Below are 19,663 nucleotides of genomic sequence, written 5' to 3'. Positions count from 1 at the left end.
GTGCGGATGCATCCTGCCCTATGGCAAACCCCATGACAGAAGTAATGATCAAGCGACTTGGATTGCAGGGTGACGGTGTCGCGGACGGGCCGATTTACGTGCCGCTGACACTACCCGGCGAACGGGTTGAAGGCACGTTGGATAGCGCGCAGCTTACCGACGTCAAAATTCTGCAACCGTCGTCGCGTCGTATCGCACCACCCTGCCGCCATTTCAAATCCTGTGGTGGGTGTCAGCTGCAGCACGCTGATGATGATTTCGTCGCCGATTGGAAGGTGGATGTGGTGCGCCGTGCGCTCGAAACACATGGATTAGAGACTGCTTTTCGGACCATTGAGACCTCGCCAGCGCGGTCACGCAGGCGCGCTGGTTTCGCCGCCCGCCGCACGAAAAAAGGTGCGATGGTCGGGTTCCATGGGCGCGCATCGGATACAATCGTCGCCATTCCCGACTGTCAGCTTCTTGATCCGGAAGTGATGAAAGGCATCAGTATCGCGGAACAGCTTGCGCTTGTCGGGGCCAGCCGCAAGGCCAGCCTGTCGGTGATGGTCACGGCGACGCAGGCGGGGCTGGACGTGTCCGTGACCGGTGGGAAACCGCTGGATGGCCCTTTGCGGCAACAGTTGGCGATGGTGTGCGACCAGCTTGGTCTGGCGAGGCTTTCATGGGAAGACGAAGTCGTCGCAATGCGCGCGCCACCAGTGCACAGGTTCGACGGCATCGACATCTCGCCACCACCCGGCGCTTTTTTACAAGCCACAGCGCATGGTGAGGCCGTTTTGACCAGATGTGTCCTCGAAATCACCGAAGGGGCCAGGCGGGTTGTTGATCTCTTTGCCGGTTGTGGCACGTTTTCACTGCCGCTGGCCCGCCACGCAGAAGTGCACGCGGTGGAAGGATCAGCGCAGATGCTGGCCGCGCTGGATCACGGGTGGCGCAACGCCGACGGTCTGAAACCGGTCACATCCGAAGTGCGCGATTTGTTCCGCCGTCCATTGATGCCTGATGAGTTGCAAAAGGCCCAGGCCGTCGTTCTGGACCCGCCCCGTGCCGGTGCAGACGCGCAGGTTGCAGAGTTGGCCAAAGTGCCGCCGCCGCGCCTTGCCTATGTCTCTTGCAATCCGGTTACCTTCGCGCGGGATGCGCAGGCGTTGGTCAAATCCGGGTATCATCTCGATTGGATTCAGGTTGTCGATCAATTTCGCTGGTCCGCCCATGTAGAGCTTGCCGCCAGCTTCACGGCGTCCCATATCCGCTGAAATCTTTGAGGAGAGGCGCATGACATTGAGGCAAAGACTGGATATCTGGTTGGATCAACCCTGGGTGATCAACCTCGTGATGACCATCATCGTGTTGAATGCCATCCTGCTTGGCATGGAAACCTCTCCGGAAATCATGTCTCGGGTTGGATCGCTGATCACGGCACTGGACACAGCCTGTCTTGTCTTCTTCATCATCGAAATCCTTTTGAAAATCTTCGCGCGCGGAGGCCGGTTTTTCCGAAATGGCTGGAACCTTTTTGATGTGGTGATTGTCGGCGCTGCCCTGGTACCGGGGTCGCAAACCATGTCGGTGCTGCGCGCCTTGCGAATCCTGCGGGTCTTGCGAGTCATTTCTGTCGCACCCCGGTTGCGCCGCGTGGTTGAGGGCTTCATCACGGCACTGCCGGGCATGGCCAGCGTGTTCCTTTTGATGGCGATCATTTTCTACATCGGTGCCGTGATATCGACCAAGCTCTTTGCGGCGAGTTTTCCGCAATGGTTCGGATCATTGCCGCAAAGCGGATATACGCTCTTTCAGATCATGACGCTGGAAAGCTGGTCGATGGGAATCGTGCGCCCGGTGATGGAAATATATCCCTACGCCTGGGCGTTTTTCGTGCCTTTCATTATGATCACGACCTTTGCCGTGGTGAACCTTCTTGTCGGTTTGATCGTCAACTCGATGCAGGATGCGCATCAGGAAGAAGCGGGTGCCGTGACCGACGCTTACCGGGATGAAGTTCTGCAAAGACTGATTGCGATCGAAAAAAGGCTGGATGAAAAATCACGGCCCTGACAAATTTGTGAGGTTGTTTAACCAAATAACCATGATAATCGTGTCAAAAGAGCAGAATGTCGCAAAGACAAACAGGACAGCAGAAAATGCGTCGCAGAGATTTGATAATGAGCACCGCAGCCGCCGTTGCGTTGGCAGGCTGTGCAGGCAGCTCAAAGTTTCGTCGTTACGATGGGCCGGAAGTGACTTTTGTTGTTGTGAACAAGGGCGCTCGTCGGATGCATTTGCTGCATCACGATACCTTGCTGAAGAGCTATGACATCAATCTCGGGTTTGCGCCCGTCGGACATAAGCAGTTCGAAGGAGATGGGCGCACGCCAGAAGGTGTTTACCGCATTGACCGACGCAATCCGAACTCGAACTACCATCTTTCTCTGGGCATTTCTTATCCCAACGTGAATGATGTTGCGCTGGCCAAGGCTATGGGCAAAAGCGCTGGTGGCGATATCTTCATCCACGGTCAGAAAAACCCGTTCCGCAAAGATGACAAGGATTGGACCTGGGGATGTATCTCGGTCACCAATGACGAGATGGAAGACATCTATGCCATGGTGCGCGACGGAACACTGATCTCTTTGAGCGCGTGAGTGTCAGACCGGCCCTGTCGCAAGGCGATTGCTACCGGTAACTAATGTCCACCAGATTTTTCCGTTGTTCTCCTGGTGCCAGGCAAACCCCATTTGGGTTGCATCCGGCGAGAGAATCACGCGGCGGGTGTCAGGCTGCTCCATCCAGGCGCCAAGTGTCTCCAATTCGGTTTCATATGTCTCTGATATGTTTTCACCGACCAGTGCGCCAGAGTAGCCCACTCGCCTGATCCTGTCGATTGGGGACGAACCATCGGATCCAAAATGCCAGGGGCGGTTCTGAATCGACATATCGCGGGAGTGTGTGGCCGCAGCAGCATTGAGAGTCGCATCCAGCTCAAGAGGCGGCTGCCCGGATGCGCTGCGCAGCGCATTAATCGAATCAAGCATGCGGAACTGGATCTTACCCGTATCAGATTTCTTGATCCGATAGAGATTTGGCGCACCTGAGCCGTCATTGATTGCAGGCCCAGGGCCGCAGGCAGCCAGTGTTAAGCTCAAAACAACCAAAATCGAAAACAGCCGGACCATTTTGTCCTCCTTAAACGTTGCTACATCGCATATATTGCAATGCGACGTATTTCAAACGCGCATCGGCGCGAGGCCGCCAGATGACAAGTGTTTGATTTGCGACTGCGGCATTCGCGCAATAAAATGTGCTTTAACGTGATAAAATGTGTTTATGGAGGCATCCAGTGTCTGACAAACGTTTTCAAGTCCCGAGTCGTCGAGCCTTTCTGGCTGGTAGTGCGGCAATGCTGGCGATGCCGGCGATCGCACAGGACGCATCATCTGTGAATTCGGCCGCGACGACACAAGGTGAGCGCGATCTGACCGAAGTGGTGCGTCGCAACATCTCCAGCTTCCGGACATTGGACTGGCAGCCCTATTTCTCCAACTTGCGGAAAGGAGCGATCCTGGTCGATATTGACAGCCGCGCACTGCACTATTGGGCGGAAGACGAAAGCTTCTATAAACTCTATCCTTCGAGCGTCCCCTTGACCGAAGAGTTGACACGACGCGGGCGAACGTCGGTGACCCGTAAAGTTGAAGGGCCGAGTTGGCGCCCGACGCCTTCTATGCTGAAACGGAATCCGGAATGGCCGGAGTACATCGGCCCCGGTCCGGACAATCCATTGGGGACGCACGCTCTTTATCTGAGCTGGACTTACTACCGGATTCACGGCACCCACGATACGCGTAAAATCGGGCGCCAATCCTCGAATGGCTGCATCGGGCTTTACAACGAGCATATCGCAGAACTCTTCGCATTGGCGAAAGTTGGCACACAAGTGTTGCTTATTTGACGACATTAACTTTGATTTGCGAAACGATCCGGGAATCCAGTTTGCAAAGGCTGATCTATGGTGCTTTACAAACAACTACGAGGAAAGTCTTGGGTGCGTACCGCTACAATGCGTGGTGCGCCATTTCTGGAGGTTATGATATGAAAAAACTCGTTCTCGCCGCTGCACTGACAGCCGCCGCATCGACAGCATACGCAGGTTCGCTTGCTGAGCCCGTCGTTGAAGCACCTGTTATTGTTGAAGAAACAGAAAGCTCGTCCACTGGCGTTCTGTTGCCAATCATTCTGTTGATTATCGCTGCTGCAGCTATTTCCTAATAGTACCCGCAGAGCTAAATACAAAAAGGCGGCGCAATGCGCCGCCTTTTTACATTTGAAACTGTTGAACTTTGATACCTAGCCCAACCATCCGCGCAGGTTGTCATCAATGACATTTGACAGGGCTTCAACATGCGCGTCATCGTCGTTCAGGCATGGAATGTAGGTGAAGATTTCACCGCCCGCCTCTTCAAAGCTTTCCTTGATCTCTTCATTGATCTCTTCCAGCGTCTCGATGCAGTCAGCGGAAAAGGCAGGTGCACAGACGGCAATGTTCTTCTTGCCGGCCTCAGCCAATCGCGCAACTTCTTCGACGGTGTAGGGTTGCAGCCATTCCTCGGGCCCAAACCTGGATTGGAACGTCGTGGTGATTTCGGTATCTTCCCACCCCAAACGCTCCTTTAACAGCCGCGTCGTCTTCTGACATTGGCAATGATAGGGATCTCCCTCCATCAAGTATCTGATAGGGACCCCGTGGTAGGAACAGACCAGAATATCGGGCTTCTTCTGTAGGCCTGCATAGGCGCGCTCTATCGACTGAGCCAGCGCATCAATGTAATCCGCGCGATCGAAATAGGGCTCGACCGTCCGCGTGACGGGTTGCCACTTCTCATAAGTTAGCGCGCGGAAAAACTCGTCATTTGCCGTTGCGGAAGTAGCACCAGCGTAGTGCGGATAAAGCGGGAAAAACAATATCTTACGGCACCCTGCCGCTGTCATCTCAGCCACCTTTGACCGCGTTGACGGATTGCCATAGCGCATACAGAAATCGACTATAATGTTCTTGCCGTGCCGTTTGTGCATCTCGGCCTTGATCTTGTGCGATTGGGCCTTGGTTATGGTCATCAAAGGGCTTTCGCCAGCGTCTTCGTTCCAGATGGATTTATAGGCCGCACCGCTGGAAAACGGGCGTTTACTGAGGATGATCAACTGCAACAAGGGCTGCCAGATCCACGGGCTATAGTCGATGACACGGCGGTCGGACAAAAACTCGTTCAGATAGCGGCGCATCGACCAATAATCATAGTTGTCGGGCGTCCCGAGATTGGCCAGAAGGATGCCTATTTTGGGTTCGATTATAGCCGGGTGGTCATCCTTGGCGTGTTCCGGGCGAACGGTAACGGGCGCGGAGGCGCTGCTGTCCAGCATGTTCAATGGTCCTTGTCGTGCGGCTACCCGCCTGAGATAGACGGTTTTCAGCGAGGGTCAATCAGGCAAAGGGGTTTCTGTGGCGGCGAGCGCATCTGCCAGCCGCTGCTGGGCGGAGCCGGGACGCAGCGGTTTCGGTTGGCTTTCATCAGGTGCCCAACCCGTCAGAAACACCATTTCGAATGTTGCTGAAATCCGGCCGTTGGAGGTGGTGTATTGATCGGTATAAAGCCGCGATGCCACGTCAACTATCTGCCGTTTCAGAGGCGTTCGATTTCGTGCAGCCAAGGCGTTGCCCTCACCCATCGCTTTCAGATCGCGCATGAGGTGCCAGACATCGCGATATTCCACGTTCAGTTTGACGCTATCGGCGACCGGCAATGCAAAACCCGCGCGCTGCAATAAGGCTCCCAGATCCCGGATTTCCGCCATCGGCGCGACGCGTGGTGACAGCCCGCCAGTGACAGTGGCTTCGGCCTGCCCAAGGCAACTGCGCAATTCGGTAAGTGTCTGTCCACCCAGACTTGCCGCAATCAGCAAACCATCTGGTTTGAGGGCGCGTCGGCACTGGATCAGTTGCCCCACAGGGTCATTCGCCCAATGTAGCGCTAATGAATGGATGACAAGATCATGTTCGTCGGCGGCAAGCTCCAGTACCTCTTGATCTGGGAAAATAATGGCCTCGGGCAGGTGGTTTTTCCAGACCTGCGAAAAAGGCGTCACAATGGCAGGCGCCGTAAACGACCTGTTAACCATGGACAGGCGATCCTGCACTTCGTCTGCCGCGATCTCTTGCAAGAAATGAGTCGTCGCGCGCACGCGCTGCCGTTGCAGCGCGACAATATCAGTCAGAGCATTCGGTGCATTCATGGAGGTGACATAACGTGGCAGAGGTGAGTTTTCAAACGGCTGTTTCGATCGTCTACCCTCCGCGCTGTTTGGGGTGCGGCGGCAAAGTGATGAGCGATTTTGGTCTCTGTGGCACCTGCTGGCGGGACACTTTGTTTATCGGCGGCTCCATCTGTGACACCTGCGGCACGCCGCTGCCGGGGGACGATCTGTCTGATACACTAAAATGTGATGAGTGCATGATAACGCCGCGCCCCTGGGCGCAGGGGCGATCTGCACTGATCTACAAAGACAATGGAAAACGGCTCGTGCTCGCGCTCAAACATGGGGACCGGCAGGAAATTGCGACGCCTGCGGCCCGTTGGATGGCGCAGGCAATCGCGGATCTGCCCAAGGAAAACATGATCATCGCACCGGTGCCCCTGCATTGGATGCGCATGGTCAAACGGCGCTACAACCAATCCGCGCTTCTTGCGCAAGCCCTTGCAAAACATACAGGTTTGCCGGTTTGCCCGGACCTGCTGCAACGTCAGAAACGAACCCTGCCCATGGAGGGTATGACAAAAGAGGTCAGGTTCTCTTCGGTCAAGGGGGCCATCTCGGCGCACCCGCGCCGCAAGCATCGTCTCGTTGGGCGACCCGTGTTGCTGGTCGATGACGTTTTGACCTCTGGCGCGACACTGTCTTCGGCGGCAGATGCCTGCATTGCAGCAGGATCAGGGCCGGTATACGTTGTGACCCTAGCGCGGGTCGTCAAGGATGCCTAAATCCGGGTCCAAAGCACGACGCTAAAAGGACCACTGATATGAAGACCGTCGAAATCTACACCTCTCCACTTTGTGGCTTTTGCCATGCTGCGAAAAGACTGCTCAATCAGAAAGGTGTCGACTTTTCTGAGGTGGATGTTCTGGCGAACCCCAATCGCAAACCTGAAATGATTCAGCGCGCGAATGGCGGGCGAACCGTGCCGCAGATTTTTGTCGGTGAAACTCACGTGGGTGGATGCGACGATCTATATGCGCTTGAACGTTCCGGAAAACTGGACGCTTTGCTGGCCGCCTGATGAAAATTGCCCTGCTGCAGCTCAATGTAACGGATGATCCGGTTGCCAATCTGGAGGTGACCCTGAAATTCGTTCGGGAAGCCGCTGCAGCAGGTGCCCGGTTTGTTCTGACGCCGGAGGTGACGAATTGTGTCTCCACCAGCCGCAAACATCAACAAATGGTGTTGCAGCATGAAGAGCACGACATCACTCTGGCCGCCTTGAGCAAAGAAGCGCAGGCCCTAGGGATCTGGATGTTGATCGGCTCGTTGGGGTTGAAAACCAATGATTCGGACCAGCGATTTGCCAACCGCTCATTTGTCATAAATCCGGACGGGGAAATCGTCGCGAAATATGACAAAATCCATATGTTTGATGTGGATGTGACCCCCGAAGAAACCTGGCGCGAATCTGAAGGATATCGCCCGGGCACCAAAGCGGTTGTGGCGCAGACGCCCTTTGCGCCCATTGGTCTGACGATCTGCTATGATGTCCGCTTTCCAAAGCTTCATGCAGCACTTGCGAATGCCGGTGCCCGCATTCTGACGGTGCCTGCCGCTTTTTCTCCGGTCACCGGTGCTGCGCATTGGCATACACTTCTCAAAGCGCGTGCCATTGAGACCGGATGCTATGTTTTAGCGCCAGCTCAAACGGGCGTGCATGCCAGTACCGATCATAAAATGCGCCAAACCTATGGCCATTCGCTGGTTGTTACCCCTTGGGGAGAGGTCCAAATGGACGCAGGTGAAGCACCGGGCGTTTACATGACAGACCTCGATATGGGAGAAGTGTCCAAGGCCCGGGGCCGCGTCCCCAGTCTTGAAAACGCGCGACCATTTGATGGACCCTGATGAACGACGACAGAAATGCTCTGGCAATTGCTCTCTTTAGCGAAGTGCTTGCGGCGGACCAGATGGTGCGCGCAAGGCTGAGCCGTGTGCTGCCCAAGGGCATGGAAATCTCGCATTTTTCGGTTTTGAACCATTTGGCGCGCAACATGGTGGAACGCACACCCGCGCAACTGGCTGAAACTTTCCATGTCACGCGTGGTGCCATGACTAATACGCTCAGCAAACTGGAATGGGCGGGATATGTGCATATCCGGCCGGACTGGGATGACGCACGCCGCAAAATGGTTGCGATCAGCCCCGCAGGCCGTCAGGCACGGGATCAGGCCGTCGGGTCGATCACGCCGCTGATCAATCAGGTGGTTGAGAAACTGGGTGACGAGAAAGTGCGCGAGGCCCTGCCAATCCTGCGGGAACTCCGCAGTCAATTGGGCGACCGGGCTTAGGCGGGTTTTACGCTGGCCGTGACGTAGTTGACGCTCAAATCCCGGTCGGACAGGCGCCACGACCATGTGACCGGGTTGAAGACGAATCCCTTACGGTCCACAGGGCCCAGACCGGCGTCCTGCAGCAGATCATAAAGTTCGTCCGGTGTGATGAATTTCGACCATTCGTGTGTGCCCTTCGGCAGCCATCGCATGACATGTTCCGCTCCGATAATCGCCATCATATAGGATTTCGGATTTCGATTGAGTGTTGAGCAGATGTGCAATCCGCCGGGTTTTAGCAATTTGCGGCAGGCGACCAGATAGTCGATGGGCGATGCCACGTGTTCGACAACTTCCATATTCAGCACGGCGTCAAATTGTTCGCCTGCCTCCGCCAGATCTTCGGCTGTGGTGTGGCGGTAGTCGATTTCCAACCCGGATTGTTCGGCATGAATTTTCGCGACCGGAATATTTCGTTCGGCGGCATCTGCCCCAACCACATCCGCACCGAGGCGTGCCATAGGTTCTGCCAGTAGCCCACCCCCGCAGCCGATATCGAGAATGCGCAGCCCTTTGAACGGGCCGGTGTCTTTCAGATCGCGGTCAAATTCGGCGGCAATCTGGCTTGTAATGTAGTCCAGACGGCAGGGGTTGAGCATATGCAAGGGTTTGAATTTGCCGTTTTCATCCCACCACTCCGCCGCCATCGCTTCAAATTTAGCGATTTCCGAGGGGTCAACAGTGGTTTGAGGCGCTTGCATTCTCTTCTCCATGTGCTCAAAAGCGTTTTCGTATTATATAGGCCTGTAATGGACAAATTCTCGGACCAAAAGCGCGCAGTGCAATATCTGTACCCGCCGATCGACCCTTTCGATCAGCGGATGCTCGACGTGGGCCAGGGACATAAGGTCTATGTGGAGCAATGTGGGAACCCGCAAGGCATCCCGGTCGTGGTGTTGCACGGTGGGCCGGGCGGTGGATGCAGCCCCGCCATGCGCCGATATTTCGATCCGGAAATCTACCGGGTGATTCTCTTTGATCAGCGCGGTTGCGGCAGATCACGCCCGCACGCCAGTGTTACCCACAACACCACATGGCACCTGGTTGATGACATCGAACTGATTCGCCGCGAATTGGATATCGAGCACTGGATTGTTTTTGGTGGCAGCTGGGGCGCGACACTGGCGCTGATCTATGCGCAGGCTCATCCCGATCACGTGCGCCATATCGTTTTGCGTGGCGTGTTCCTGATGACCAAACGGGAATTGGACTGGTTTTACGGTGGGGGTGCGGGCAAATTCTGGCCAGAGGTCTGGGAGCGCTTCACTTCGCTGGTTCCCGCAGACGAGCAAGCTGATTTGATCGAAGCCTACCGGCGCCGCTTGTTCTGCGGTGATATGACCATTGAAACTCGCTACGCCAAGGCCTGGTCTTCTTGGGAAAATGCTCTGGCCTCCATTCATTCTTCCGGGACAACCGGTGAAAGCCCCGGCGACTATGCGCGCGCCTTTGCGCGGTTGGAGAATCACTATTTTTCCAATGCAGGGTTTCTTGAGTTTGATGGCCAGATTCTCGCCCATGTCGGGCGTATTGCGCATATTCCGGGTGTGATCGTACAGGGGCGCTACGATATGATCTGCCCGCCGGATAGCGCATTTGCTTTATCCAAGGCGTGGGGCAACTGTGACCTGAAAATGGTGCGGAATGCCGGTCATGCGTTGTCCGAACCCGGCATTAGTGCGGAACTGGTGCGTACAATGGACAGGATCGCGGGCCAATGAGCCGACCATCCCATATGGACCGGCGCGCGCTCTTCGCCTCCGGTGCGGCGGCAGCACTGTTGGCGGCCACAGGCCTTTCTGCACAGACAGCACCGAAATCCGGCGGACGCCTGCGTATGGCGTTGTCGGGCGCTTTGCGTTCAGACGGGTTTGATGCGCGCGCGCATCAAGGGCTTTTCATGCAGGTTGCAATGGTCGGCGGGGTTTTTGAAACCCTCACCGAAGTCGCTTCAGACGGCACGTTGAGGGGGGAGCTCGCGACGAGCTGGCAGGGAAGTGCTGACGCGCGTAACTGGTTGATTGATTTACGCAAAGACGTACGTTTTCACGATGGCAGCACATTTTCGGCACGTGATGTGGCGGCATCATTTGAACTGCACAAAGAACTGACATTAGCCGATATCGAGCGACTGGAGACGATCGGAGATCATCAGATCAGGATTGTGTTGTCCCACCCTGATGCCGATTTTCCATATCGTCTGTCTTCGCCAGAACTGGTGATTTATCCTTCGGGGAATTTGGTGGGTGCGATGCAGGCGGGCATTGGTACCGGTCTCTACAAAGTTCACAAATTCCTGCCCGGACGGCAATTTATCGGGTTTCGGGTGGCGGAGCATTACAAGAACGGTCACGCGGGTTGGTTTGACAGCGTAGAGCTTGTGTCTCTGCCTGCCGATTCCATCCGCGCCGAAGCATTGAGGGATCACTATGTTGATGCGGTCGACCTGACACATACCGCTGATCTGGATGATCTTAGTGAGATGACCTTGCTGCCCGAGGAGCATTTTATGACGGCGGCGGTCCGCGACTGTCTGGCGCTTCCCGGACAGATCGGGTCGCGCTGGCCGATGGATGATTTTCGCGCAGCACAGCGGTGGTGGATGGCCTGACGCGATCAGGGGTTGCAGTTCCGCACGCGCCCGCCTATATCCTTCGATAATAGCGGCGCGTTCGGGTCCACACCAAACGCTCCACCGAAACACGATACGGGCCGCGCGCCCGTTTTTTTGTGCCTGAAAGACATATGACCAACGATCTGATCGCGAAAGCTGCCATTGATCGCCGCATGGCCGAGATCATCACTCCGGTGATCGAGGATATGGGGTTTGAGCTTGTGCGCGTACGGTTGATATCTGGCAAGACGACGACGCTGCAAATCATGGCCGACAAGCCCGACGGCGGCATTGAGGTCGATGATTGTGCCGAGATCAGTCAGGCTGTGAGCGCCATTCTGGATGTCGAAGACCCGATTCTGGACGAATACACGCTTGAAGTATCGAGCCCCGGAATTGACCGCCCGCTGACCCGGCTCAAAGATTTCGCGATGTTCGAAGGCTATGAAGCCAAGATTGAAACCGGCGAAATGATCGAGGGTCGCCGCCGCTTCAAAGGGGAGCTGGCAGGCGTTGAGGACGATGAAGTTCTGATCAATGTGGCTGAGGGTACGATCGGGTTGAAATTCGACTGGTTGAGTGACGCCAAGCTCGTTTTGACAGATGATCTGATCAAGGAAATGTTGCGCCAGCGTAAGGCGACAAGCGCGATAGACGAGACCAAATTTGACGAAATTTCCGACGAGATTGTGTCGGAAGATTCCGCTGAGGGAGACCAATAAATGGCAATTACATCTGCAAACCAGCTTGAGCTGTTGCAAACCGCCGAGGCTGTGGCGCGCGAAAAGATGATCGACCCCGGACTGGTGGTCGAAGCGATGGAAGAATCACTCGCTCGTGCCGCGAAGTCCCGCTATGGCGCGGAGATGGACATCCGTGTTTCCATCGACCGTAAAACCGGGCGCGCGACCTTTACCCGTGTCCGCACCGTGGTCGAAGAAGAAGAGTTGGAGAACTACCAAGCAGAGTTCACTGTCGAGCAGGCCAAACAATATCTGGATGACCCCAAGATCGGGGACACTTTTGTCGAGGAAGTCCCGCCTGTGGAAATGGGCAGGATCGCCGCGCAATCCGCCAAGCAGGTCATCCTGCAAAAGGTGCGCGAAGCCGAGCGCGACCGCCAGTTCGAGGAATTCAAGGACCGCGCCGGCACGATCATCAATGGTCTGGTCAAGCGTGAGGAGTACGGCAACGTCATCGTGGATGTGGGTGCCGGTGAGGCGATTCTGCGCCGCAACGAGAAGATCGGCCGTGAGAGCTATCGCCCGAACGACCGCATCCGCGTTTACATCAAGGATGTGCGTCGCGAACAGCGTGGCCCGCAGATTTTCCTGAGCCGCACAGCGCCGGAATTCATGGCGGAACTTTTCAAGATGGAAGTACCGGAGATTTATGACGGTATCATCGAGATCAAGGCCGTGGCCCGTGACCCGGGCAGCCGCGCCAAGATCGCTGTTATTTCTTATGACAACTCGATTGATCCGGTAGGAGCTTGCGTCGGGATGCGTGGTTCCCGTGTGCAGGCGGTGGTGAACGAACTGCAGGGCGAGAAGATCGACATTATCCCGTGGAACGAAGACCAGCCGACCTTCCTTGTGAATGCGTTGCAACCGGCGGAAGTCAGCAAGGTGGTTCTGGACGAAGAAGCCGGGAAAATCGAGGTTGTGGTGCCGGAAGAGCAGTTGAGCCTCGCCATTGGCCGTCGTGGTCAGAACGTGCGCCTGGCGTCGCAACTGACCGGTCTCGACATCGACATCATGACCGAAGAGCAGGAAAGTGCACGCCGTCAGGCCGAATTTGAACTGCGGACCAAACTCTTCGTCGACAATCTCGATCTCGACGAGTTCTTTGCGCAGCTGCTGGTCTCGGAAGGTTTCTCCAACCTCGAAGAGGTCGCCTATGTTGAGCTTGACGAACTACTGGTCATCGACGGTGTGGACGAAGATACCGCCAACGAACTGCAGGCCCGGGCCCGCGATGTGCTTGAAGCGCAGAACAAGGCAGCGCTGGAGAACGCCCGTAGCATGGGTGTCGAAGACAGCCTGGTTGAATTCGAAGGCCTGACACCCCAAATGATCGAAGCGCTTGCGAAAGATGACGTGAAGACGCTTGAGGATTTTGCGACCTGCGCTGATTGGGAACTGGCTGGTGGCTGGACCACCGTGGATGGCGAGCGGGTCAAGGACGACGGTGTTCTGGAACCTTTTGATGTTTCACTGGAAGAGGCGCAACAACTGATCATGACCGCGAGGGTCATGTTGGGCTGGGTCGATCCGGCAGATCTGGAAGCTGACGCCGAAGAAGAGTTGGAAGACATCGAGACGGAGGAAGCCGAGGTCTGATCTCAGACCTCGGGGTCTCAAGATGGGTCGCGGTGGTGCTCCCAAAGATCGCAATGACGGTCCGGAACGCAAGTGCATTGCCACGGGCGACGTGCTGCCAAAATTCGGGCTGATCCGATTTGTTGCCGGTCCGGACGGTCAGATTTTCCCGGACATTCTGGGGAAGTTACCCGGTCGCGGTATCTATGTTGCTGCTGACCGTGACGCGATCGAGAAGGCTGTCAAAAAAGGCCTGTTTGCGCGTGGGGCGAAAAAACCGGTCAAGGTGCCGGATGATCTGTTGGCCGAGATTGAACGGCAATTGGTGAGACGGGTTGTTGAGTTGATATCCCTGCAACGCAAGGCAGGCAAAGCCGTCGCGGGATACGAGAAGGTAAAGAGCTGGCTTCAAATGGAGGAGGCCGAAGTCTTGATTCAGGCAGTCGATGGATCGGGACGTGGGAAATCGAAACTGAGCACGCCGCATTACGGTCATTACATCGGCTGGCTGACGGCGGACGAATTGGGTTTGGCATTCGGACGTCAAACTGTGATACATGGGGCGCTCGCCTCTGGTGGACTCACTCAACGTGTTGTAGAGGAAGCCAACCGACTTAAAGGCGTGCGCAAAAACGAGGGTGGCAAGGGCCACCCGAAAGGATAGACGAGCTTCATGAGCGATACTGACGGCAAAAAAACATTGGGTCTGCGCGGCGGTGCTGCGCGTCCGGGCAACGTAAAGCAGAGCTTTAGCCACGGACGGACCAAGAACGTCGTGGTGGAGACCAAACGCAAGCGCGTTGTGGTGCCAAAACCTGGTGCTGGCAAGACAAGTACCGGTGGTGGTGCTGCGACGGGCGATCCGTCCAGGCGGCCCGCGGGCATTTCCGATGCGGAGATGGAGCGCCGGTTGAAAGCCGTTCAGGCTGCCAAAGCGCGCGAAGTGGAAGAAGCTGCGACGCGTCAGGCCGAAGAGAAGGCCCGCGCCGAAGAGCGCGAGCGCCGTCGGGCGGAGCAGGAAGAGAAAGAGCGCGCGGAACGTGAGCGTGAAGAGAGCCTCAAAGCAAAGGCCGAGGAAGATGCACGCCGCAAACAGGAAGCCGAAGCCGCTGCAAAGGCCGCAGCAGCGCCGGTCGAAGAGCCTGTTGTCGCACGTCCGACCAACACCAAGGCACCGGACGCCGCGCCGCGTAAGCAGCAGGATCGAGATCGCGATAACAACAAGCGTGGCGGCAAGGGTGGCGAAGACAACCGCCGCTCCGGCAAGCTGACATTGAACCAAGCGCTTTCTGGTGGTGAAGGCGGTCGTCAGCGGTCGATGGCCGCGATGAAGCGCAAGCAGGAGCGTGCGCGCCAGAAAGCGATGGGTGGCACGGTTGAGCGCGAGAAGGTCGTGCGGGATGTGCAATTGCCGGAAGCAATTGTTGTTTCTGAGCTGGCGAATCGCATGGCCGAACGTGTGGGTGAGGTCGTCAAGGCGTTGATGAATAACGGCATGATGGTGACGCAAAACCAGACAATTGATGCCGACACCGCCGAGCTGATCATCGAAGAATTCGGCCACAAGGTGGTGCGGGTGTCTGATGCTGATGTCGAAGACGTGATCAAAGAGGTTGAAGACGACGACAAGGATCTCAAACCACGCCCCCCCGTGATTACCATCATGGGTCACGTCGATCACGGCAAGACGTCATTGCTGGACGCGATTCGGAATGCGAAAGTTGTCGCTGGCGAAGCGGGTGGCATCACTCAGCACATCGGCGCCTATCAGGTGAAAACCGAGAGTGGTCAGGTTCTGAGTTTCCTCGATACGCCCGGCCACGCTGCGTTTACGTCCATGCGGTCGCGCGGCGCGCAGGTGACGGATATCGTGGTTCTGGTGGTTGCTGCGGATGACGCGGTGATGCCGCAGACGGTTGAAGCGATCAACCATGCCAAGGCGGCGCAGGTGCCGATGATTGTGGCGATCAACAAGATCGACCGTCCGGCGGCTGACCCGACGAAAGTGCGCACCGATCTGCTGCAACACGAAGTGATTGTGGAGCAGATGTCCGGTGACGTCCAAGACGTCGAGGTTTCGGCCATTACCGGTCAGGGTCTTGATGAATTGCTGGAAGCCATCGCCCTTCAAGCCGAAATTCTGGAATTGAAAGCCAATCCGGATCGTGCGGCCCAAGGTGCGGTTATTGAGGCGCAGCTTGATGTGGGGCGTGGTCCGGTCGCGACAGTGCTGGTTCAGAATGGCACGCTGCGTCAGGGTGATATCTTCGTTGTGGGTGAGCAATACGGTAAGGTTCGTGCGCTCATTGACGATCAGGGCAACCGCGTCAAAGAAGCAGGGCCGTCCGTACCGGTTGAGGTTTTGGGTCTTAACGGAACGCCAGAGGCGGGTGACGTCTTGAATGTGACCTCCACTGAGGCACAGGCGCGTGAAATCGCGGCCTACCGTGAGAATGCCGCAAAAGACAAGCGCGCAGCAGCGGGTGCGGCGACAACCCTTGAGCAGCTGATGGCGAACGCCAAGGCGGACGAAAACGTCAGCGAACTGCCAATTCTGGTCAAAGCGGATGTACAGGGCTCAGCGGAAGCCATCGTTCAGGCGATGGAGAAAATCGGCAATGATGAGGTACGCGTTCGCGTGTTGCATTCGGGTGTGGGCGCAATCACTGAAACCGATGTGGGGCTGGCCGAAGCGAGCCAGGCACCGATCATGGGATTTAACGTGCGTGCCAATGCATCGGCGCGCAATACGGCCAACCAAAAAGGCGTCGAAATCCGCTATTACTCCGTGATCTATGATCTCGTGGATGATGTGAAAGCCGCCGCTTCCGGCCTGTTGAGCGCAGAGATTCGCGAGAATTTCATTGGGTACGCGACCATCAAGGAAGTCTTCAAGGTGACGGGCGTCGGTAAAGTCGCAGGTTGCCTGGTGACCGAAGGGGTGGCGCGCCGATCCGCAGGTGTTCGGTTGCTGCGTGACAACGTGGTGATCCATGAAGGAACGCTGAAAACCCTGAAGCGGTTCAAGGACGAAGTGGCTGAAGTTCAGTCAGGTCAGGAATGCGGCATGGCATTTGAAAATTACGATGATATCCGCGCTGATGATGTCATTGAGATTTTTGAGCGCGAAGAAATCACGCGAACCCTCAGCTAACGCCAAAGCAAGCTCAAGAATCGAAAAAGGGACAGCAAATCGCTGTCCCTTTTCTCCGACTGGAAATGCTGTCAGGCCGCTTTGGTGACCGGCACGCCTGTATAGCTTGTGTCATCAACTCTCACCACAATACGCCCGTCAGGTAACGCGCGAACGTAGATTCCTTGAATTGATATTGCACTTCCCAGTGTGATCGTCCGTAACATGCCCATTTCCTCCCCAGGAATATGACAATGTGATGGTGCAATGAAGTCTGGGTGATTGTAATAAAAATATAGTTAATTGCCCGTAATAGGCGAAAACTTGCGAATGGATTCACGTATTAAGGAATCTGTTTACAACCAATCCCGTAGAATCGGTATCAACGGAATGTCGGCCGCAGGCATCGGGTAATCCCTAAGTGACTGAGAACGAACCCACTTTAATGACTGCCCCTCACGAGATTGAGGTGTGCCTTCCCATTTTCGGCAAGCAAAGAGCGGCATTAACAAATGGAAGTCTTCGTAGCTGTGACTGGCAAAAGTTAACGGCGCAAGGCACGAATCCCAGGTCTTTATGCCAAGTTCCTCGTGCAATTCCCGTATCAGTGCGGATTCGGGCGTTTCGCCTTTTTCTACCTTGCCGCCGGGAAATTCCCACAAGCCGGCCATTGATTTCCCGGCTGGGCGTTGTGCCAGCAATATCCGGCCATCGACGTCGATCAGCGCAACCGCTGATACCAGAACAATCTTTTGCTGGCTCATGAACGGTAGTCGGCGTTGATTTCTATATAGCGGTGGGTCAGATCACAGGTCCATACGGTGGAACGCCCCGTACCGATCCCGATGTCCACGCCAATGACGAGTTCATCGCCTTTCATATGCGCGGCAGCTTTGGCTTCATCATACCCTTCGCTGACCCAGCCATTTTCAGCAACCATCACATCGCCGAATCGGATGGACAATCTGTCACGATCTGCGGCGGCACCCGATTTGCCAACCGCCATGACCACGCGACCCCAATTGGGATCTTCGCCAGCTATGGCAGTCTTGACCAGAGGCGAATTCGCGATCGACATCGCGTGGGTCTTTGCATCCGTATCATTCTTCGCGCCCGTCACTTCGATTTCGACTAATTTCGTAGCGCCTTCACCATCCCGCACAACCTGATGGGCCAAATCCAGCATGACATCGTGCAGAGCGTCCGAAAACGCCAGATCGCCGCTCACGTCCACGCTGGATGCACCCGTGGCTGCAAGCAGCAGCGTATCCGAGGTCGAGGTATCGCTGTCCACGGTGATGCAGTTAAAGGTTTGCGCGTTGTGACCTGACAGCATGGCTTGCAGTTCGGCCTGTGGAATTTTCGCATCCGTGAAAATGTAGACCAGCATCGTTGCCATATCGGGTGCGATCATCCCGGAGCCTTTAGCGATACCCGCGATCTTCACTGTCTGCCCGGCGATCACAACTTCCTTTCCGGCACCCTTTGGAAAAGTGTCTGTGGTCATGATTGCTCTGGCAGCGTCCGCAATCGTGTTTGGATCCAACTGATCTGCCAAAGTCGCCAGATGTGTTGTGATCTTTTCAAATGGCAGAGGTTCACCAATGACGCCAGTGGACGCGGTGAACACACGCGATTGCGGCACGGTACAAGCATCTGAAACTGCCCTAGTAATCGCCTCAACCGCAGAAACGCCACCGCGACCCGTAAAGGCATTGGAGTTGCCGGAATTAACGAGGATGGCGGCACCGTCCTCCGTATGACCGCCCAATTTTGCCTGACAATCCAGCACCGGCGCCGACCGTGTTGCAGAGGTAGTGAAAACGCCAGCCACCGCCGTTCCCGGCGCAAGTTTTGCCAACATCACATCCGTGCGCCCTTGATACTTCACACCCGCTGCAATGGTTGAAAAAGTCACTCCATCGATTACCGGCAGCTCCGGGAACGCCTTTGGTGCCAGGGGAGATACAGAAGAGATCTTGGCCATTCCGACGTTATTCCAGCAGGTCAGTCTGTTTCAGAATTGCCGGATCAATGACCTGATCCGCAAAAACTTTTACATCAGCGTTTGAGGCCGCGCTTGTAATCGCCTCTTGCGCCACCTGTTGCCGTATTTCATTGGAAAGATCGCCGCGCACGTCATCCAGCGTGGGAATGGCGGCTTTGCGCGTGTCATTCAGCTTAATGATGTGCCAACCAAATTGCGTCTGAACCGGAACAGAAACTTCGCCAACGCCAAGCGCGATGGTTGCCGCCTCAAAGGTTGGCACCATCATGCCGGGGCCGAACCAACCCAGTTCACCTCCGCCCGGGCCGGAAGGGCCGGTGGATTTTTCACGGGCGGTGGCGGCAAAGTCGGCACCGCCATCAATGGTTTCTTTGACCGCTATGGCTTCCTCCTCGGTTTCGACGAGAATATGCGATGCATTATATTCTTCTTCCGGGTCGATATCTCCGTATTGCCGGTCATAAAGAGCCTGAAGCGCGTCATCGGTCACGGCATCGGCAAGCACTTCTTCAACCACTTCCGCCGCTGTCAGAGAACGCCTTTCATTGTCGAGCGACATGGTGACACGCGCTGGTAGATCACCCTCGAAATTCTGGGCGAGCGCACTTTGCTGCACAAGTTGCTCGAGGATCCCGTCGTAAAGGACCTTGTCGTCCAGTTCCTGGTACTGCTGAGGCAATGATGCGCGTGCCGCAATCATATGGCCGAGTTTGATCTCAACACCGTTGACCGTGGCGATAACCGTGTCAGCCGTTGGGACGTCATCTTGCGCCCAGACTGGTGCAGCGATGCCTATCACTAGGGCCGCGCTGGCCAGAAAATTGAGATGTTTTTGCATGGATCGGTCCTATGGATGCGTCGCGGCAGGGCGCGACATTGACACGGTTTGGCGTGACCCTTACATCGCCCTATGGACATGGCAAGAGTGCTGCGTTCAATACC

At 56.0% G+C, this 19,663-nt stretch carries 23 protein-coding genes; 15 read left to right on the top strand and 8 right to left on the bottom strand.

All coding sequences use genetic code 11. The annotated features are described in order from the left end of the window. The first annotated feature begins 32 nt into the window (after positions 1-32). The 3 genes from Q0802_RS07920 (at position 33) to Q0802_RS07910 (ending at position 2,645) form a co-directional block, all read left to right on the top strand. On the top strand, positions 33-1,259 hold the full coding sequence (locus tag Q0802_RS07920) for a class I SAM-dependent RNA methyltransferase (RefSeq protein WP_298916091.1): 1,227 nt from the start codon (positions 33-35) through the stop codon (positions 1,257-1,259). Between the two features lie 19 nt (positions 1,260-1,278). Continuing rightward, the gene (locus Q0802_RS07915) at positions 1,279-2,058 is read left to right on the top strand and encodes an ion transporter (RefSeq protein WP_298916089.1); all 780 of its coding nucleotides are present in this window, start codon (positions 1,279-1,281) and stop codon (positions 2,056-2,058) included. An 86-nt stretch (positions 2,059-2,144) separates the two neighbouring features. Continuing rightward, positions 2,145-2,645: a L,D-transpeptidase family protein gene (locus tag Q0802_RS07910; protein WP_298916086.1), complete on the top strand. Its 501-nt coding sequence runs from the start codon at positions 2,145-2,147 to the stop codon at positions 2,643-2,645. 3 nt (positions 2,646-2,648) lie between these two features. Here Q0802_RS07910 and Q0802_RS07905 read toward each other — a convergent pair whose 3' ends face one another. Next, complete coding sequence (locus tag Q0802_RS07905) at positions 2,649-3,176, bottom strand: CAP domain-containing protein (RefSeq protein WP_298916081.1); 528 nt, start codon at positions 3,174-3,176, stop codon at positions 2,649-2,651. A 164-nt stretch (positions 3,177-3,340) separates the two neighbouring features. On the opposite strand from Q0802_RS07905, the gene Q0802_RS07900 reads away from it, so the two are divergent. Together Q0802_RS07900 and Q0802_RS07895 are read left to right on the top strand one after the other, a co-directional pair. After that, a complete protein-coding gene (locus Q0802_RS07900) occupies positions 3,341-3,952 on the top strand; it encodes a L,D-transpeptidase (protein ID WP_298916079.1) in 612 nt (203 codons plus the stop codon). Between the two features lie 140 nt (positions 3,953-4,092). Further along, on the top strand, positions 4,093-4,269 hold the full coding sequence (locus Q0802_RS07895; RefSeq protein WP_298916076.1) for a hypothetical protein: 177 nt from the start codon (positions 4,093-4,095) through the stop codon (positions 4,267-4,269). A 78-nt stretch (positions 4,270-4,347) separates the two neighbouring features. On the opposite strand, the gene hemH is transcribed toward Q0802_RS07895, so the two are convergent. Together hemH and Q0802_RS07885 are read right to left on the bottom strand one after the other, a co-directional pair. Further along, positions 4,348-5,418, bottom strand: coding sequence for a ferrochelatase (hemH, locus tag Q0802_RS07890; protein WP_298916074.1), 1,071 nt, complete (start codon positions 5,416-5,418; stop codon positions 4,348-4,350). A gap of 57 nt (positions 5,419-5,475) precedes the next feature. Then, on the bottom strand, positions 5,476-6,288 hold the full coding sequence (locus Q0802_RS07885) for a methyltransferase domain-containing protein (protein WP_298916071.1): 813 nt from the start codon (positions 6,286-6,288) through the stop codon (positions 5,476-5,478). Positions 6,289-6,302: 14 nt separating this feature from the next. Between Q0802_RS07885 and Q0802_RS07880 the strand changes: the two genes are divergently transcribed. From Q0802_RS07880 to Q0802_RS07865, 4 genes are read left to right on the top strand one after another with little or no spacing between them, the layout of a single operon-like run. Next, positions 6,303-7,034 carry a ComF family protein gene (locus Q0802_RS07880; protein ID WP_298916069.1) on the top strand — a complete coding sequence of 244 codons (732 nt, stop codon included), beginning with the start codon at positions 6,303-6,305 and terminating at the stop codon, positions 7,032-7,034. A gap of 38 nt (positions 7,035-7,072) precedes the next feature. After that, positions 7,073-7,330 carry a glutaredoxin 3 gene (gene grxC / locus Q0802_RS07875; protein WP_298916067.1) on the top strand — a complete coding sequence of 86 codons (258 nt, stop codon included), beginning with the start codon at positions 7,073-7,075 and terminating at the stop codon, positions 7,328-7,330. Further along, positions 7,330-8,160 carry a carbon-nitrogen hydrolase family protein gene (locus tag Q0802_RS07870; RefSeq protein WP_298916064.1) on the top strand — a complete coding sequence of 277 codons (831 nt, stop codon included), beginning with the start codon at positions 7,330-7,332 and terminating at the stop codon, positions 8,158-8,160. Before grxC ends, Q0802_RS07870 begins: the two co-directional genes overlap by 1 nt. After that, complete coding sequence (locus Q0802_RS07865; RefSeq protein WP_298916061.1) at positions 8,160-8,603, top strand: MarR family winged helix-turn-helix transcriptional regulator; 444 nt, start codon at positions 8,160-8,162, stop codon at positions 8,601-8,603. The genes Q0802_RS07870 and Q0802_RS07865 overlap by 1 nt, the downstream gene beginning before the upstream one ends. Here Q0802_RS07865 and ubiG read toward each other — a convergent pair. Then, the gene (gene ubiG, locus Q0802_RS07860; protein WP_298916058.1) at positions 8,600-9,346 is read right to left on the bottom strand and encodes a bifunctional 2-polyprenyl-6-hydroxyphenol methylase/3-demethylubiquinol 3-O-methyltransferase UbiG; all 747 of its coding nucleotides are present in this window, start codon (positions 9,344-9,346) and stop codon (positions 8,600-8,602) included. The genes Q0802_RS07865 and ubiG overlap by 4 nt on opposite strands. Before the next feature lie 48 nt (positions 9,347-9,394). Between ubiG and pip the strand changes: the two genes are divergently transcribed. The 6 genes from pip to infB all read left to right on the top strand — a co-directional run bounded on the left by pip (position 9,395) and on the right by infB (position 16,734). Next, on the top strand, positions 9,395-10,366 hold the full coding sequence (gene pip, locus Q0802_RS07855; protein WP_298916055.1) for a prolyl aminopeptidase: 972 nt from the start codon (positions 9,395-9,397) through the stop codon (positions 10,364-10,366). Continuing rightward, positions 10,363-11,256 carry an ABC transporter substrate-binding protein gene (locus Q0802_RS07850; RefSeq protein ID WP_298916052.1) on the top strand — a complete coding sequence of 298 codons (894 nt, stop codon included), beginning with the start codon at positions 10,363-10,365 and terminating at the stop codon, positions 11,254-11,256. The genes pip and Q0802_RS07850 overlap by 4 nt, the downstream gene beginning before the upstream one ends. 134 nt (positions 11,257-11,390) lie before the next feature. Then, complete coding sequence (gene rimP, locus Q0802_RS07845) at positions 11,391-11,981, top strand: ribosome maturation factor RimP (RefSeq protein WP_298916049.1); 591 nt, start codon at positions 11,391-11,393, stop codon at positions 11,979-11,981. Continuing rightward, entirely contained in the window at positions 11,982-13,601 is a 1,620-nt protein-coding gene (gene nusA / locus Q0802_RS07840) for a transcription termination factor NusA (RefSeq protein WP_298916047.1), read from the top strand. It abuts the gene before it with no gap. Positions 13,602-13,623: 22 nt separating this feature from the next. After that, positions 13,624-14,244 (top strand): RNA-binding protein, encoded by a 621-nt coding sequence (locus tag Q0802_RS07835; RefSeq protein ID WP_298916044.1) that lies wholly within the window; start codon positions 13,624-13,626, stop codon positions 14,242-14,244. Between the two features lie 9 nt (positions 14,245-14,253). Then, a complete protein-coding gene (gene infB, locus Q0802_RS07830) occupies positions 14,254-16,734 on the top strand; it encodes a translation initiation factor IF-2 (protein WP_298916041.1) in 2,481 nt (826 codons plus the stop codon). 71 nt (positions 16,735-16,805) lie between these two features. Here the strand turns inward: infB and Q0802_RS07825 are convergent, their stop codons facing one another. From Q0802_RS07825 to Q0802_RS07810, 4 genes are all read right to left on the bottom strand, one after another. Further along, a complete protein-coding gene (locus Q0802_RS07825) occupies positions 16,806-16,940 on the bottom strand; it encodes a hypothetical protein (RefSeq protein WP_298916039.1) in 135 nt (44 codons plus the stop codon). A gap of 129 nt (positions 16,941-17,069) precedes the next feature. After that, positions 17,070-17,477 carry an 8-oxo-dGTP diphosphatase MutT gene (mutT, locus tag Q0802_RS07820; protein WP_298916036.1) on the bottom strand — a complete coding sequence of 136 codons (408 nt, stop codon included), beginning with the start codon at positions 17,475-17,477 and terminating at the stop codon, positions 17,070-17,072. Further along, complete coding sequence (gene argJ / locus Q0802_RS07815) at positions 17,474-18,700, bottom strand: bifunctional glutamate N-acetyltransferase/amino-acid acetyltransferase ArgJ (protein WP_298916033.1); 1,227 nt, start codon at positions 18,698-18,700, stop codon at positions 17,474-17,476. The genes mutT and argJ overlap by 4 nt, the downstream gene beginning before the upstream one ends. 7 nt (positions 18,701-18,707) lie before the next feature. Next, entirely contained in the window at positions 18,708-19,559 is an 852-nt protein-coding gene (locus Q0802_RS07810; RefSeq protein WP_298916030.1) for a peptidylprolyl isomerase, read from the bottom strand. Positions 19,560-19,663: the final 104 nt, after the last annotated feature.

The organism is uncultured Roseobacter sp., assembly GCF_947495275.1.
In the GTDB taxonomy this organism is placed as follows: domain Bacteria; phylum Pseudomonadota; class Alphaproteobacteria; order Rhodobacterales; family Rhodobacteraceae; genus Roseobacter.
The sequence above is the reverse complement of the archived record's forward strand: the minus strand, read 5'-3'. Positions and strand labels throughout refer to the sequence as shown.